At 62.7% G+C, this 16,263-nt stretch carries 14 protein-coding genes; 6 read left to right on the forward strand and 8 right to left on the reverse strand.

Going from position 1 to position 16,263, the window contains the following annotated elements; translation table 11 throughout:
• Positions 1 to 94: 94 nt before the first annotated feature.
• From rplL to ICM05_RS02895, 3 genes are all read right to left on the reverse strand, one after another.
• Complete coding sequence (rplL, locus tag ICM05_RS02885) at positions 95 to 472, reverse strand: 50S ribosomal protein L7/L12 (protein ID WP_188023076.1); 378 nt, start codon at positions 470 to 472, stop codon at positions 95 to 97.
• Positions 473 to 551: 79 nt separating this feature from the next.
• Positions 552 to 1,061: a 50S ribosomal protein L10 gene (gene rplJ / locus ICM05_RS02890; RefSeq protein WP_188023077.1), complete on the reverse strand. Its 510-nt coding sequence runs from the start codon at positions 1,059 to 1,061 to the stop codon at positions 552 to 554.
• Between the two features lie 282 nt (positions 1,062 to 1,343).
• Positions 1,344 to 2,066 carry a response regulator transcription factor gene (locus tag ICM05_RS02895; RefSeq protein ID WP_215401729.1) on the reverse strand — a complete coding sequence of 241 codons (723 nt, stop codon included), beginning with the start codon at positions 2,064 to 2,066 and terminating at the stop codon, positions 1,344 to 1,346.
• Between the two features lie 123 nt (positions 2,067 to 2,189).
• Between ICM05_RS02895 and ICM05_RS02900 the strand changes: the two genes are divergently transcribed.
• Positions 2,190 to 2,780 carry a YqaJ viral recombinase family protein gene (locus tag ICM05_RS02900; protein WP_188023079.1) on the forward strand — a complete coding sequence of 197 codons (591 nt, stop codon included), beginning with the start codon at positions 2,190 to 2,192 and terminating at the stop codon, positions 2,778 to 2,780.
• Between the two features lie 38 nt (positions 2,781 to 2,818).
• Here ICM05_RS02900 and ICM05_RS02905 read toward each other — a convergent pair whose 3' ends face one another.
• Positions 2,819 to 3,604: a PH domain-containing protein gene (locus ICM05_RS02905; protein WP_188023080.1), complete on the reverse strand. Its 786-nt coding sequence runs from the start codon at positions 3,602 to 3,604 to the stop codon at positions 2,819 to 2,821.
• Positions 3,605 to 3,674: 70 nt separating this feature from the next.
• Here ICM05_RS02905 and ICM05_RS02910 point away from each other — a divergent pair, with 70 nt between their 5' ends.
• Entirely contained in the window at positions 3,675 to 4,676 is a 1,002-nt protein-coding gene (locus tag ICM05_RS02910; protein WP_188023081.1) for a hypothetical protein, read from the forward strand.
• A gap of 27 nt (positions 4,677 to 4,703) precedes the next feature.
• Here the strand turns inward: ICM05_RS02910 and ICM05_RS02915 are convergent, their stop codons facing one another.
• The 3 genes from ICM05_RS02915 to ICM05_RS02925 all read right to left on the reverse strand — a co-directional run bounded on the left by ICM05_RS02915 (position 4,704) and on the right by ICM05_RS02925 (position 9,914).
• The gene (locus ICM05_RS02915; protein WP_188023082.1) at positions 4,704 to 7,214 is read right to left on the reverse strand and encodes an ATP-binding cassette domain-containing protein; all 2,511 of its coding nucleotides are present in this window, start codon (positions 7,212 to 7,214) and stop codon (positions 4,704 to 4,706) included.
• Positions 7,211 to 8,173 (reverse strand): ABC transporter permease, encoded by a 963-nt coding sequence (locus tag ICM05_RS02920; RefSeq protein WP_223160298.1) that lies wholly within the window; start codon positions 8,171 to 8,173, stop codon positions 7,211 to 7,213. The genes ICM05_RS02915 and ICM05_RS02920 overlap by 4 nt, the downstream gene beginning before the upstream one ends.
• Before the next feature lie 175 nt (positions 8,174 to 8,348).
• Positions 8,349 to 9,914, reverse strand: coding sequence for an ABC transporter substrate-binding protein (locus ICM05_RS02925; protein ID WP_188023083.1), 1,566 nt, complete (start codon positions 9,912 to 9,914; stop codon positions 8,349 to 8,351).
• Between the two features lie 87 nt (positions 9,915 to 10,001).
• Here ICM05_RS02925 and ICM05_RS02930 point away from each other — a divergent pair, with 87 nt between their 5' ends.
• Positions 10,002 to 10,397 carry a DUF2568 domain-containing protein gene (locus tag ICM05_RS02930; RefSeq protein WP_251364481.1) on the forward strand — a complete coding sequence of 132 codons (396 nt, stop codon included), beginning with the start codon at positions 10,002 to 10,004 and terminating at the stop codon, positions 10,395 to 10,397.
• 467 nt (positions 10,398 to 10,864) lie between these two features.
• Entirely contained in the window at positions 10,865 to 11,941 is a 1,077-nt protein-coding gene (locus ICM05_RS02935; protein WP_188023085.1) for an LLM class flavin-dependent oxidoreductase, read from the forward strand.
• Between the two features lie 32 nt (positions 11,942 to 11,973).
• On the opposite strand, the gene ICM05_RS02940 is transcribed toward ICM05_RS02935, so the two are convergent.
• A complete protein-coding gene (locus tag ICM05_RS02940) occupies positions 11,974 to 12,936 on the reverse strand; it encodes a LacI family DNA-binding transcriptional regulator (protein WP_188023086.1) in 963 nt (320 codons plus the stop codon).
• Positions 12,937 to 13,076: 140 nt separating this feature from the next.
• Between ICM05_RS02940 and ICM05_RS02945 the strand changes: the two genes are divergently transcribed.
• Together ICM05_RS02945 and ICM05_RS02950 are read left to right on the forward strand one after the other, a co-directional pair.
• Entirely contained in the window at positions 13,077 to 14,345 is a 1,269-nt protein-coding gene (locus ICM05_RS02945; protein WP_188023087.1) for an MFS transporter, read from the forward strand.
• A gap of 38 nt (positions 14,346 to 14,383) precedes the next feature.
• Complete coding sequence (locus ICM05_RS02950) at positions 14,384 to 16,006, forward strand: amidohydrolase (protein WP_188023088.1); 1,623 nt, start codon at positions 14,384 to 14,386, stop codon at positions 16,004 to 16,006.
• Positions 16,007 to 16,263: the final 257 nt, after the last annotated feature.

The following is a 16,263-nucleotide window of genomic DNA, read 5'->3' on the forward strand; positions in this document are numbered from 1 at the left end:
GAAACTGAAATAGAACAGCACGAACCCAGACAAAAAAGAACGGGGCCACCCGAAGGTGACCCCGTTCCGAAGTATCGCTAAAGTGCGAAAAAACTTAGACGAGCTTTACGCCAGCGCCAGCCTCTTCGAGCTTCTTCTTTGCGTCTTCAGCAGCTTCCTTGTTAGCGCCCTCGAGGACAGCCTTGGGAGCTTCCTCAACGAGTGCCTTTGCCTCGCCGAGGCCCAGGCTGGTGAGCTCGCGCACAACCTTGATGACCTGGATCTTCTTGTCGCCAACGTTGTCGAGGATGACGTCGAACTCGTCCTTCTCCTCAACAGCCTCAGCAGCTGCAGCGGGTGCTGCAGCAACTGCGACGGGAGCAGCAGCCGAAACGTCGAAGGTCTCCTCGAAAGCCTTTACGAACTCCGAGAGCTCGATGAGGGTGAGCTCCTTGAACTGTGCGAGCAACTCTTCAGTCGAAAGCTTAGCCATTTGTATCTCCTTGATGTTTGCCCCTTCCACTCAGTGAAAGAGGCTGATTCTTTAAATGCGGATCCGGCGAGAGCCGAATTTACGCGTCCTGCTTCTCCTGCAGCGCACCGAGGCCGCGAGCGACCTTGGCGGGCAGTGCGTTGAACAGCTGTGCAGCACCGACCAGAGCAGCCTGCATAGCGCCTGCGGCCTTCGCCAGCAGAACCTCGCGGCTCTCGAGATCGGCAAGCTTGCCTACCTCAGCGGCAGTAAGGGCGTTTCCGTCAAAGAAGCCGGCCTTTACTACCAAAAGAGGGTGTGCCTTGGCGAAGTCACGCATTGCCTTTGCGACTGCGACGGTGTCACCGTGAACGAAAGCGAGTGCCGAAGGACCGGCAAGCTCGTCATCGAACGCAGTGATTCCGGCGTTGTTAGCCGCAATCTTGGTCAGCGTGTTCTTCGCCACAGCGTACGTCGCGTGCTCGCGGATGCTGTTACGGAGTTCACCCATCTCAGCAACCGAGAGACCGCGGTACTCAGTCAGCAGAACGGCACTCGACTCTTCAAACTTGCGCTGAAGATCGGCAACCGTAGCGTCCTTTGTAGCCATGGCGCTCCCTTAGTTGTTGTCTCCAACCAACGGACGTTGGTTGGTGGCCGCGCCGCACGAAACTTCCCTAGAAACAAGAAAAAGCTCCGGCGCGCATGCACGGAGCTTCACTGAGAGAAGTTACTCAAGGAATATCTGTACCTGCGCTGGTTTCTGCAGAAGCAGACATTACGGAAATCAATGAAGATTTCTACCGGCGGTCTTGGGCCATGGAATAGCTTAACACAGAAAAACACCCCCACTGGTCGGTGGGGGTGTTTTTCCGTGCAGCGCGCTTACTGGTTAGGCAGCGGGCTTCAGCATGTAGCCAGCACCGCGGACGGTGTGGATCATCGTGGGACGACCGGTGTCGATCTTCTTGCGAAGGTACGAAATGTACAGCTCAACAACGGTCGGCTTGCCCTTGAAGTCGTATGCCCAGACGCGATCGAGGATCTGCGCCTTCGAGAGCACGCGACCAACATTGCGCATCAGGTAACGAAGAAGCTCGTACTCGGTGCTCGTGAGGGTGATGATCTCGCCACCACGCTCCACCTCGTAGCTGTCTTCATTCAAGGTGAGGTCACCAACCTGCAGGAGTGCAGCGGGGCCACCGGTGGCGCCCATGCGCGCACGGCGCACGAGACCACGGAGACGAGCAAGCAACTCTTCGAGGCTGAATGGCTTGACGACATAATCGTCGCCACCTGCGGTCAGGCCAGTCACGCGATCTTCTACCGCGTCAAGCGCGGTGAGGAAGAGCACGGGGAACAGCGCGCCGGATTCACGAACCCGGGTCAGCAGCTGCAGGCCATCCATATCGGGGAGCATGATGTCGAATACTGCAACATCAGGCTTGAAGGTCGCCGCCAGCTCAAGTGCTTCCGCTGCGTTCGAGGCCGTTTCTACTTCCCAGCCTTCGTAACGGAGCGCCATAGCAATGAGCTGCGTGATCGACGCTTCATCATCTACTACGAGTGCGCGAACCCGTGTATCGGGGTCGCTTATCAAATTATCGGTGGACATGTCAATATACTCTCTCATCACACTGAAGAGTCGCTGAATATACAATGAGTACTACAAGAGGATCTTGAGGCTCAATAACGCTACAAAGCAACTCTGAATACTAACAGTGATCGACGTGCCACAATGGACGTCGTGTCTGGTCTCCCGTACTCCAATCGAATCGTGACAGACGGCACGGATCGTGCAGCCTGGTTCCAAGCCCGTAGCCGTGGCATCACCGCAACCGATGTCGCGAAGCTTTCAACGCCGCGTTCTATCCAGAACGCGGCGCAGGAAAAGCTCTACGGCAGCAGCTTCCGTGGCAATGCATTCACGGAACATGGCAACCTCCGAGAGCCGGTCATCGCAGACTGGGTGCTTCGTGAATACGGTATTGCGCCTAGCCAGGCACTTTTCCATGCTGAGTATGATTTGCGCCACCTCGCGACGCCGGATGGCCTAGTTGAGCGGGAAAATGGCCATCTTGAGCTTGCTGAGATCAAAACTACGAACAAGCTATGGAGAACCATTCCGCGAAACTACATGCGCCAGATCTGGTGGCAGCAGTACGTGCTCGGCGCTGAACGCACACTCATGGTGTGGGAGCGGCACGAGAATTTTGTCCCCGTCGGCGACCCCGAGATTCGCTGGGTCGATCGCGACGAATCGGAAATTGAAAAGCTCGTCGGACTCGCGGGCGAGCTCATTGATGTGCTTATCCAAAGAACTACATAGCAACAACATCGAGACTCATTTCGAGTCAAAAAGTATTTTTATTGAAAGAACGATTTCGGCGTGTCGTTCACGGTTTGTGACCCCAAAGCCTGATCTAGATTTGCAAAACTTTCTTCAGAAAGAATTTGCACCGCACGACGAATTTCTTCAATCCCGGGCAAGTCCTGGAATTTTCGTGTCTCAGCACCCACCGACAACAGGAGATCACCAGATCCCCAGACACGTTGACCGAGGTGCTGTTTGGTACGCACGTCACGAACTCGGGAGAGTGAAACGTCACTCCGCGTTCGGACAAACAGGCCGCGGCTTTCAATAAGACGCTCAGTCGTGACAGTGACGCGACGGTTCATCCAACTCAAGATCGGCAACAGGCCGAGGACGAGCGCGACAACGATCGCCCCAACGCCCACCAGCACGTTCTGCCAGGTCTCTTCAAAACCGCCAACGAAGAAACCAGTGAGCGCAGCAACCGCGATCAGCACGAGAACCGGGAACAGCAGGCGATGCCCGTGACGGCGCAGTCGCATGATGACCTGTTCTGAACCGCCGACGGACACTGGTCGCGCGGGCGCTTCAGGCTGCTGCAGCTGTGCCCATGCCTGATCCGCGCCCGGCTGATATGCCGACTGCTCGCTGTTGGTGTGATCGATGACGGGATCGGCGCCCCTGCGACCACGCCCAAATCGGCGCTTTCCCGGGACGTTCTCCCCGGGAATCACGGTCGTCTCTGGGAGAACAGTCGTGTGCGCAGACGTCCCGCTCTCACCCGGCGCAACAGAACCTGCGTTCGGGTCAGCGTGATCGGGTGAAGAAGACTGGCGCATGTTCCCATTGTGCCGGATACTCTGGGATACAAGCACCTTGCGTTCACATCCTCGGCGAAAGGCGACCAGCATGGCTTCCAAATCAGGCGATGATACGAGCAGCTTCGACCCCTCGCAGTATGCTCCGCCGGAGGGTGAGTCCCTCACAACCCCCGAAAGTGCGCGGGAAAATGTGCCGCAGTTTGATCGGCCGTATTCGACCGACGATCTCTATGCGACCGGGGTTCCCTCGCTTGAGGATCTGTTCGCCGATGCCGCCGCGGAGACCGCTCACGCAGCGCAAGAGACCGAAACGGTAGCGTCACCCGGCGCCATGCCTCCCCTAGGCTCGCCACCCCCGGTTGCTCCGCTGCCTGCGGCGCCCACTCCCCCAAAGCGACGATTGCCGTGGGCGTGGATCGCCGCTGTCGTGGTCGTTCTCCTCGGCATCGGAGCAGGGGCAATCGCGGTGAGCGCGCGCGCGGGCGACTCAGCTGAGGTGGCCGAGCCCGCGCCAGGAACAAAGAATCCGCAGACGGACGGCGCAGGAACCGCCACCGACGGCAATAAGGGTTCCACGGGTGGCGGTGACAAGACCAAGCCGGCGGCAATGGTGCTGCCGGAGTGCGAACAGTTGGATCCAGTCGCCCAGAAACCCACCGATGAGATGCTCGCCAAAGGCATGGACGTCAACCATGGCGAGCAGGCGTTCGGAACAGACAACAGAGATATCTTTATCGGCGATTCCACTCGAGCAGCTATCGCAGAAACCACCCAGATCAGAGCGTGCCAATACGCATTCCATCTGGAGTCGGGAACACGTCTCATAGCGGCAGAAGTGCCAGACGACGCGCGTGATGCACTCATCGGAGTCATGGAAGCAGACTCCGAGATTACGCAGAGCACCATCGGTAAGGCGAAACTCTTCACGTGGGAGGAGTACGTGCCGGAGGGCCACATGCCCTACCGATTCACGGCACACATTTTCCTCGATAACGCGTGGGTGCTGATCATCACCGGGCAGGAGTTTGAAGAGCAAATCCAGGCAGCCTATGACAGCTTGGTTGCAGCGAATCCTGGGCTTGGCGAGTAGGCCTCCCGGCCGTACCTGCGCAACGGTTTAGCCCCGCGGCAACACCGGCACTGCTGCAAGCAGCTCTCGACCGTACGCGGTGCGCGGGCCAGCGAAGAACTCTTCGCCGCCGCTCTCGACAATCGCGCCGTTCTGCATCACGAGCGCCCGCGAGCAGATCTCTCGCACAACGGCAAGGTCGTGCGAGACGAAGACCATCGCGAGGCCACGCTCGAGTCGCAACCGTTCGAGCAGCGCAAGAATGCCGGCCTGCACCGAGACGTCAAGGGCACTCGTCGCCTCATCAGCGACGAGCACCTCTGGTTCGACGGCGAGCGCGCGAGCAATTGCGACGCGTTGCCGCTGACCGCCGGAGATCTCATGCGGATAGGCGCCAGCGATGGCACTGTCGAGTCCGACTTCGGCGAGCAGCGAAATGGCACGGGCCCGTGCCTGCGCGCGGTTGAGCCGCTCTCCGGTCTCTCGGCCACGGAGCTGCACTAGCTCAATGAGTACTGAGCCAACGGTGAGCCGAGGGTTGAGCGCGGCAGCGGGATCTTGTGGGACGAGCTGCACGTGCGGGTTCGCAGCGCGGATGCGTGCGCGACCGGCCATGCCCGGCTCGATCACCCCGGCAGCGCCGCAGAAGGTCACGCGCCCAGCGCTCAGCGGCAGCTCCCCGACGAGCGCACGCGCGACGGTCGTCTTTCCGGAGCCTGATTCGCCGACGAGACCAATGACCTCGCCGCATTTGAGTGCAAAGTTGATGTTGCCCGCGCCGATCTCGGCGCCGTACTTCACGGTGAGGTCGGCGACAGTGAGCACGGTCTCGGCCGCCGGGTCAATCGGCACTGGCGATGCTGAGCCGTCGGGAACTGCCGCGAGCAGCTCTTGTGTGTAAGCCGCCTGTGGTCGCGAGATGACCTCGGCGAGCGTGCCCTCTTCGACAATGTCACCGCCGTACATGACGGCGATCCGGTCACAGACGTCTGCGACGACTGCGAGGTCGTGCGAGACGAAGACGAGCGTGAGGCCGCGTTCACGGCGAAGTTCTGTGAGCAACGCAAGCACTTCGCGCTGCACGGTGACGTCAAGCGCGGTCGTCGGCTCATCACACAGCAGTACCGCCGGATCGCCCGCGAGCGCAATTGCGATCACGATGCGCTGTCGCTGACCGCCGGAAAGCTCGTGCGGGAACGACCGCGCAATGCGGTCTTCGTCTGGGAGCTGCACCGCCGCAAGGAGTTCGCGGGTGCGGGCTGCCGGATCCGCCGCCCCGGCCGCCTTGCAGGCGGCAAGCACCTGCGAGCCAACGCGCGCGAGCGGATCGAGCGCGGTCGCCGGGTCTTGGAACACCATGCCGATCGGCCCACCCACCGACACCTCAATACGATCGGTCGGCAGCTTCGTGTGCATCGCACCAAATTCGACACCGACCGGCAATAGCCCGAGGATCGCCCGCAGCGTCAGACTCTTGCCTGAGCCGGACTCCCCCACGATGCCGAGCGCTTCGCCCGCCTGCAGCTCGATGTTGATGCCCGTCGCACCACCAATAATCGGGGCACCCGTCGCTGACGATGCCACCCGCAGATCGCGCACTCGCACGTGGCCGCGCGCGACCGGCTCCGACACCACACCTGCGCAGCGGATGGGCGCGTGCGCTGAGCGGGGCGGAGCCTGCCTGATCCGCATTGCGTCACCGATGCCGTCGCCCAGTAGTGACAGTGAGATACCGGTGATCACCACGGCGAGACCGGGCAGCGTCGACAGCCACCAGTGCGTCGTCACGAAGGCCTGACCGTCAGCGATCATCGTGCCCCAGTCGGGCGTCGGCGGCTGAATGCCGAGGCCGAGATATCCGAGGGTGACGATCGCAACCATGATGAGGATGATCTCGGTCGTCAGCAGCACGATCGCTTGCGGGAGCACGTTCGGCAGAATATGGCGGATCAGCACACGCGCATCGCTCAACCCAGCACCGCGGGCTGCCCGCACCCAGCCGAGCTGTCGCTGCGTGGCAGTCATCGCGCGGATCACGCGCGCGTACCCCACCCACCCGACTACAGCGAATGCCACGATAATTCCCTTCGGCCCTGCCCCGACCGCGAAGACGAGTGCGATGACCATGACATAGAAGGGGAATGCGATCACGGTGTCGGTGATGCGCGAGATCACCCAGTCGGTTGCGTGACCGAAGTAGCCGGCGAGCAAGCCAGCGGTAACGCCGATGATGAACGGTGCAATCGCGGCGCCCACCGCAATGCCGAGGTCAACCCTGGCCGCGTACAGCACGCGCGAGAGCATGTCGCGGCCGAGCTGGTCGGTGCCGAACCAGTGTTCTGCCGACGGCGGCTGCAGCCCGGCGCTGAGGTCTTGCGTAACAGGGTCATACGGCGCCAAGGCTGGGGCACAGATCGCAATTGCGATGATGCAGAGTGTGAGCAACGCTCCGGCGACAAACGCTGGCGACGCGAGCGCACGCGCTGGGCGCGACTGGCGGGCACGGTGCGGACTCGGTGCGCTCGGCAGACCGGGGCCTGGCAGTGTTTCGTTGTTCATCGCCGACCTCCTCGAGCCCCTCTCAGGCGCGGATCAATGAGCGCTGACAGCACACCTGCGATGAGACCAATCAGCACGACGAACAGCGCGCAGTACAGCGCAATGCCCTGCACGACCGGGAAGTCGCGCGAACTGATCGACTGGAAGAGGAGGGTGCCGAGTCCGTTGATGCCGAACACCTTTTCCACTACGAGGGTGCCACCGACGAGCGCTGCGGTGTTCACGCTCAGCAGGTTCAGGGTCGGGACCGCGGCGTTCCGCAGGACGTGCTTCCAGGTGATGGTGCGTTCGGGGATCCGCGCAACGCGAAGCGTCGTGACAAACTCCATTGACATGGCTTCGAGGAGCTGTGCGCGCAGGGATCGGATCAACGGTGGCGCCATGCCCAGTGCCACGGCGAGCGCAGGGAGCACGAGACTCCGCAGCGGATCGCCAGGGCCGTTACCGACGCCGCCGACCGGGAACCAGCCTAGGTTCACCGCGAAGACAAGGATGAGGATGAGGCCGATCCAGAAGAGGGGCATGCCCATCGTGATCGTCGGGAGCACACGCACCACGTGATCGACCGTCTTGCCCTGCCGTTTTGCGGCGGCAAGCGCGAGCGGCACCGCAATCACCAGTGCGAAGATCACCGCGAGACCGACGATGCCAAAGCTCACGGGGGCTCGGCTCAGCACGAGTTCACGAGTTGGCACCCCAGTCACGAGCGAGGCGCCGGTGTCGCCCTGCGTAAACAAGTGACCGAGGAATGACAGGTACTGCTGCCAGAGCGGCAGGTTCAGGCCGAGTTCGGCACGGAGCGCTGAAAGCTGTTCATCGGTCGCGCGCTCCCCCAGGATCATCACGGCGGGATCGCCTGGCACGATCCGCAATAACAAGAAGACGGCCGTCACGACGCCGAACATGACAGGGACAAGGATCGCGAGTGTGCGACCCACCGAACGAAGTCCCTGTTGCATGCCCTCAATCCTATTTTGTTTCGTAGCCGAGTGAGCCGGGTGGCCGGGCCCTGTGGAGAACAGCGAAAAGGGGCGGATCGCGATCACTCGCAATCCACCCCAGATCTGGGAGCCCGCACACGAACGGGCCCGGTTTCACGCGGCAGCACCGCCGCACGTCACGCTTCGCGCGCGATTACTCTGAGAGCCACGCATCCTGGAAGCGGACGCTACCGTTCGGCAGGACGACAAAGTCATTTACCTTGCTCGTGGTTCCCTTGAGGTTTGACGCGAAGTACAGCGGGATGTACGGTGCATCGTCTGCGAGGATCTGCTGGATCTCCTCGTAGATCTTCTGACGCTCGGGACCGTCAGCGGTCGTCCGGCCCTCGTGCATAAGCTTCGTCACGTCATCGTTCGTGTAGCTCGTCCAGAACGACTGGCTGAAGCCCTCGGGGTCAGCCTGGAAGGTCACGAGACCGTTGGGGTCGGGTGCGTCCGACTGGCCCGAGTTGATCATCATGTCGTAGTCAAACGCTTTGAAGCGCTCGCGGAAGGTCGCAATGTCAACCTGATCGATCTCAATCGTGATGCCGATCTTGGCAGCCGACTCCTGAACGATCTGTGCGATCTGGCTGCGCTGCGCGTTGCCACTCGGGATGAGGAGCTTCGCAGTGAAGCCGTCAGGGTATGCCGAGGCTGCGAGATCCGCCTTCGCCGCATCGACGTCATACGCGAGTGCGACACCGGGATCCGCGGCCGAATACTCAATGGTCGGCGGGATCAGCGAGGTCGCTGCGTGCGAGGTACCGAAGGTGGTGGCCTTCGCGATGCCCTCGAGGTCGAGGGTCTGCGCGATTGCGCGGCGTACATTGCGGTCAGCGAACTCGGGCTTCTTCGTGTTGAAGAAGATCTGCTCGATCGCCCACGAATCACTCTGCGAGAGCGCGGTTGCCGCGTTCGACTTCACCGACTCGGCGTTCGCTGCGGGAACCTGCTCGATCGCGTCGAGCTGGCCAGCGGTGAGCTGCTGAAGCTGCTGGTTGTCGTCTGCAATGAACTTGTAGACGAGCGAGTCGATCGCGGGCTTGCCGTCCTGCCAGTAGTGCTCGTTCTTCACGAAGGTGAGATCGCCTGCGGGATCCCACTCGCTCACGACGAACGGGCCGGTTCCGACGGGAGCCTTGAAGAATTCCTCTTCGGTCTTGCCACCGAAGTCAGCCGGCGCAATGCCTGCCGCGAAGTTTGCGAGCTCCGAGAGGAACGGGGTGTACGGCGTATCGAGGGTAATAACGACCTGGTTGTCGCCCTTCGCCACCACGTCAGCAACCGGGGCCGTGAACGCGAGCGGGCCAGGCACCTCGATGTGACGCTTGAGCGAGAAGACCACATCGGCCGGAGTGACGTCGGTGCCATCCGAGAACTGCACGCCATCGCGCAGCGTGAAGGTGTAGGTCTTGCCGTCTTCCGAGATCTCGTGGCTCTCAGCGATCCAATCGACGATCTCGCCGCTCTCGGTGAACGATACGAGCGGTTCGAAGATCTTGTCGATTGCGAAGGCGTTGTTCGCGGTGATCTGGGTGTGAAGATCGAGGTTGTCCACTGGCGCGAGGCGACCGTAGGTGAGCGTGCCACCGGCGGTGGGGACAGGCTCGGCGGATCCGGCGCACCCGGTCAGGGTGAGCGCCGCGGCGAGTGCGGCGGCGGGCAGGGCCAGGCCGAGGCGACGCGCAGTGCGGCGAGTAAAGCTTGAACGGTTCATAGCTCAAAGCTAAGCCTCAACGAATCAGTGGACCAATATTTGGGCTCACGGGTAGACCATCAGCCGATTGGCTACAATTGCGGGGTGATGAACGACGCAACGAGCAATGAGATGACCCCCGCTGAAGCGACCGCAATCGTGAAGCGCGCGCGTGCCACTGCTGTACTGCAGCTGATTCGTGGCCTGTTCCAGGTGATCTCCGTGCTCACCATCACCGTGTGGGGCTTCCTCGCATGGCCGATGCCCGTTGGCATCCTGAGTGGCCTCATCGCCCTCGTCGTTTCGGTGGTCGTCTGGGCACTCTTCCTGTCCCCGAAGCCGGTACTCCGCACTGACCACTTCGCACAGGCGCTTGTTGAGCTCGTCCTGACTGCGGGTGCAGTGGCAGCAATGCTCGCCCTCGGCGTGCACTGGGCACTCCCCGTAGCATTCGGCCTTATCGCCGTGGTCATTGGCTACATCGCCTCAGTGCGCACCCGCTAACGTAGCTGCGCGTGTGGACCCATTGACTCACACGCCGTGATTCTTGGTCCGGTACACCTCGGTGTATCGGACCATTTTCATAGCTGTTACCGACATGGCGCAAATATGACACTTGTGCAAAACATTACAAACACTATTGCCCCACCGTTATGCCGTGTGTATGCTTCTGACATTGCAACTGGAATGAACCGGGTGTTTAACGGGCATGTCCGGCTCTGCCCACAACTTCATATGCCTGCCGCGAAGGATATCCCGCGGCAGTAACATCGAGCCGTTCCCCAATTCTGCGGCTCGGTGTTTTCCGGTGAGTTTCTCCCGGGGCGCGGCTGTTCGGACCCCACCCCTATTTGAGTCCAGGCCCGCTGAGAGGCCCGACCATCGTTGGTCGGGCCTCTCTCATTTTCCGGCCCCAAGTTGCCAGGACGCCGCACAGGAATATCCGCACACTCGTCGTGGTTGCACTCACTATGAGCGATCACCAGAACCACCTCGCTGATGTCGTACTCGGCCTCGATACCTTCGGCGACATCACGAACGACGAAGCAGGCCGTCCACTACATGCCGCACAGGTAATACGTGACGTTGTCGAGCAGGCAGCCCTTGCCGACCGCGTCGGTGTCGACGCCATCACGGTCGGTGAGCACCACCGCGATGACTTTGCGATTTCATCGCCAGAAATGGTGCTTGCCGCAATTGCCTCGCGCACCGAGCACATTCTGCTTGGCACTGGTGTTACCGTGCTTTCGAGCGACGACCCGGTGCGCGTCTACGAACGCTTTGCAACACTCGATGCTGTGAGCAACGGGCGTGCTGAGATCATTCTCGGACGCGGATCCTTCACCGAGTCCTTCCCGCTCTTCGGGTTCGACATGAACGACTACGACTCACTCTTCACTGAGAAGCTCGAACTGTTCTCGCAGCTCCAGAGCGAAGGGCCGATCCACTGGGCCGGCCGCCACCGCAGCTCACTCACCGGCCAGGAAGTCTTCCCGAAGACCGAACACGAGAACGGCCTGCCCGCCTGGATCGGCGTCGGCGGCAGTCCACACTCGGTGCTTCGCACCGTGCGCATGGGCATCCCCATGATGCTCGCAATCATCGGCGGCGACCCCGCGCGCTTCGCCCCCTTCGCCAACCTGTATCGCCAGGCCCAGGAGGAGGCAGGCTACGGCACACCAGGCGGACCGGCTCGCATGCCGCTTGGCGTACATTCGCCAGGCCACGTCGGTGCAACCGATGCGCAGGCGCGCGACGAGCTCTGGGAGCACTTCGCCGCGAACCGCAACCGTATCGGCCGTGAGCGCGGCTGGCCCGAGACCACCCGTGAGGAGTTCGAGGCAGAGGCCGACAACGGCGCACTGCACGTTGGCTCGCCCGACACGGTCGCCGAGAAGATCGCCAAGACCGTCACCACTCTTGGCGCCGATCGTTTCGATCTGAAGTACGCGAACGGCACCATGTCCCACGGCAAGCTCATGGCGAGCATCGAGCTGTACGGCACGCAGGTCATTCCGCGCGTGCGGGAGATTCTGTCAGCGCAGTAGCGCGCGGTTGACCGGCCCCGCAAGCAGTCGAACTACCGGGGCGCCACGATCCGCGCCTCGTGCAATACCGATGCTCCGGGCTCGACGGCGCCATTGATGGCTGCGAACAGCAGGTCGGTTGCGACCTGACCGTAGTCACGCGCGCGAAGATCGACGCCGGCCATACCATCGTCGCTCGGCCCGAGTGCCATTGAGGCCATAAGCATGGGCGCGGATCCCTGCGCCGCTTGCATCGCCTCAGCCCTGCGTGCGTGTCCCTGGGCGGCCCAGATCACCGCATCTGCGCCGTCCTCGGCCGCGTGCTGCATGATGTCGAGCATGTCGGCGTCTGCGAGCGCAATCTGGGCGGTGTACAAATGCGGATCGCGCCCAGTGCGCGCACACCACTGCTCGTATCCGGCGCGCAGCTGCGCACCCCAGAGCGGCTCGCGGTCGGGCAGGAATCCGACCAGCGCCGGTGCCGTGTAGCCAGCGCTCGCAAGCACCTCGAGGAGGTCTTCAATGAGCTTGCGGTGATCCGCCGCAATCCAGGCAGCCTGACGTTCATGCCCCGGCCCGCGGTACTCCCCGACGGACACCACCGGTGAGGATCCAGCTGCGGCGAGCGCGGCAGCGAAGGTCTCAGCCGTCGCATCGAGCGCCAGCACACCATCGATCGCCGGGCTCGACGACCGCTTCGCGTCGCCGTTTGCGAGCAGCACCAGGTCTTGTCCGAGCGTTGCTGCGCGGGCAGCGACGCCAAACGCGAACTCCATGTAGAACGCGAGTTCCTGCACATCTTCGGGAATCTGCATGCCGATCGCACCGTGGCGGCCGCCGCGCAACCGCTGTGCGGCACGATTACGCTCGTACCCCATCTCTTCGGCCTTCGAGAGGACGCGTTCCCGCAGCGTTTCCGACACACGGCCGCTGCCGTGCAGCGCAGAAGAAACTGCGGTTTTTGAAATGCCCAATTCGTGAGCAATATCAACGATTGTGACCCCGGACTTCGGCATATCCACAGTCTATGGCTCCTGGCAGGCCGGGAGCGATCCGCATTCCGAGTTTGCGTTTTTCGAAATTGCCACGTAGTTTCTACTTTTGCTGGAACGTTCCCGCAACGTTCACATCATCTGAACTCGACAAAGGAGTCACCATGTCTTCCGCACCCACAACGGCCGCGCCACAGAGCGGCCTCGCGACACTCACCACCAAGGTGGTCCTCGGTTTCGTCGGTACCTGGGTCATCGCGCTCATGGCTGCGAACCTCGTTCCCGTCCTCATCGCGGGCATGGTGCAGGATCTCGGCGTTGACATCGCCACCGCTGGCGCGCTCGCGACCGGCATGACCGCTGGCTCGGCGCTTGCGATGTTCGTCACCAACCGCTTCATCGCGACGGCGGATCGCCCCCGCCTCGGCCGCATTGGCCTCATCCTGATGGTGCTCGGCTACGCCGCCGCAGGTCTCATCCTCACGATTCCCGCGGTTATGATCGGCCTGATGGTCGGCGGCATCGGCGCTGGCATCATGATCGCGACCGGTACCGCGGCGGCTTCGACCACCGTGAACCCCGACCGTTCGGTCACCACGATCATGGTCATCAACCGCATCGGTGCCACCGCGCTCCTCGCGATCGCACCCCTGTTCCACAACGACCTGCGCTCGGTGCTGCTCGTCATCGCAGCCCTCGGCGTGCTCGGCCTCATCATGGCTGGCGGACTGCCGAACCTCTCCCCCGAGGCTCGCGAAGCAGCGCGCGCAAACCGCACCTCTTCCTCGAACGCACCGGCAAGCAAGGTCTACACCTTCGCGGCATTCGCGCTCGCGATCTCGATGTGCCTCTGGTCGCTCACCGAAGACATGGTCTACTCGATGACCAGCGTGCTCTCCGCACAGGCTGGCATCTCGGCTGACGCGTCGAGCGCACTGCTCGCTGGCAAGGTCTTCGGCGGCCTCATCGGCGCACTCCTCGCTCCCCTCGCCCTCCGCTGGCTCGGCCGCAGCTGGTCACTCGTCCTCATCATCGCGATGAGCACGATCACGAAGTTCATCATGATCACGACCACCTCGGCGATGGCATACAGCGTTTCGATCCTTATTTGGGGCGCAATGTACGGCGCAATCCTCGTACTCGTCACCGGTCTCGCTGCCGTCATGGATGTCACCGGCCGCGTTGGCGTGCTCGTCTCAGGCTTCTACCTCGCTGGCGTTGCCTTCGGCCCGCTCATCGGCGGTCAGCTCGTTGGCGTCCTCTCGCCGATCCAGTACGCGCTGCTCGTATCTGCTCCGAGCATCCTCTTCGGATCCGCACTCTTCGTCATCAGCCGCAAGGGTCGCAAGCTCGAAGACGGCAACACGAGTGCGGTTGGCATCGTCGCAGCTGAGGCAGAGCTCTCGGACTCGGCAACCGCCGACCGCGCCTAACCACAGCCCACTCACTCCCAGAGAACAGGAGCCACACCGTGAACACCACTGCGACGCCCGCAGACCGGGTCGTATTTGCCGCGCAGGTCGTTGACTTCACCGCACCTGAGATCGTGCTCGGATCCGCCATCGCAATCGCATCCGGCCGCGTCATCGCCGTCGGCTCGCGCGAGGACATCAGCGCGCACATCACCGATGCGACCGTCATCGACGAGTACCCCGGCGCTACCATCGCGCCGGGCCTCACCGACGGCCACACTCACATCGTGTTCGGCCTCGAGCTCACTCGCGGCGTGCAGCTCACCGACCTCACCCTCGCAGAGGCGAAGGGGCGGATCGCTGACGCCGCAGCCACGGCAGCCGATGGCGAGTGGCTCTTCGGGTGGGGCGTTGACCCGAACATCTACACCGAGACCGGTTTCGATGGCCGCATCTTTGATGAGGCTGCCGCTGGCCACCCGGTGTTCCTGCGCATGCGCGATGCGCACTCAGCGGTCATCAACAGCGCGGGCATCGAGCGCGTCGGTATCACCGGCACGGAGACCTTCGCCGATGAGTCAGCGGTTGGCGTGGACGCCGATGGCAACCCGACCGGCTACCTCCTCGAGCTTGCTGCGATGGATCTTGCGCTCGAGCGCATCCCACAGGAGACCGTCGAGGTTCGGGCGGATCGGCTCACCGAGGTACTCGATGGCATGGCCGCGACCGGTATCACCGGCACGCACGTCATGGATTTCCATCCCGGGAGCCGCGAGGTACTCGAGCTCTTGGAGAGTCGCGGAGAACTTCCCGTTCGCCTGCGGTTCTCGCCGATGGTCCCGCCCGGATCTGACGAGGCTGCACTCGCAGAGATCGCCGATCTGCAGGGCCTGCACGGCCGCCGCTGGCGCGTCGAAGGCGTGAAGTTTATGATCGACGGCACCGTTGACAATGGCTCCGCTTGGCTCGCGACCCCCGACTGCTATGGCGAGGGTCTGAAGTCCATTTGGACTGACCCCGAGGCATACCGCCGCGCACTTCGCTTCTTCGCTGAGCGCGGAGTCGCCACCGCAACCCATGCGATCGGCGAGCGCGGAGTCGACTTCGTCCTCGACGCACTCGAATCGCTCGGCGACCTGCGCGCGAACGCTGCGCACCGTATCGAGCACATCGAGTCGATTCCCGACGAGACCGTCCCGCGCTTCGCAGCGCTCGGCGTTGCGGCGAGCATGCAGCCGATCCACGGCACGCGTCACACCCTCGCGGATCGCAGCGACAACTGGTCAGTACGCCTCGGTGAAGAGCGCGCGAGCCACGGCTGGCGGTGCAAGGACATTCGCGAGGCCGGCGCAACGCTCGCGCTCGGAAGTGACTGGCCGGTGACCCCGTACGATCCCCGCGTCATGATGACCGAGTCGATCACCCGCGTGCCGCTCACCCACCCGCACCGCGCCCCCGTGCAGCCCGAGCAGGGCCTCACCATGCGCGAGGCGCTCGAGGGCTACACCTCGCACGCGGCCCGCGCGATCCGCTCACTCGACGAGGGACACCTGCAGCCGGGCGCGCGCGCTGCGCTCACGGTGTTCGGCGTGGATCCGTTTACGCTCAGCGCCGCTGAGTTTGCGGCGGTTCCCGTTGTGGCGACGTATGTCGAGGGCGAGCCGGTGCAGGTCGCGCGGTAGCTCGCGCCGACGCCCCGCGCTCTGCGCCAACTTCGCGCCAACCCCGCGAAACAGGCAGTTTCTGCCGAGATCGGTAGTTTCTGGCCGTAGAAACACCCCTTCTCGACAGAAAGTGCCGTTCTCGCGGGGTTGAGTCATGCCCGGGCAGTGTCTGACGTGAAACGGCCGCCATCCCACACCACGCAGCCGCGCTGCCGGGGCAAGAACGGGCCGGCCTCGCGGCCGGGCGGCCTTATTCCCTCAAACCAGGGCGAATG

The sequence above is a fragment of the Leucobacter sp. cx-42 genome, assembly GCF_014529985.1.
Taxonomy (GTDB): domain Bacteria; phylum Actinomycetota; class Actinomycetes; order Actinomycetales; family Microbacteriaceae; genus Leucobacter.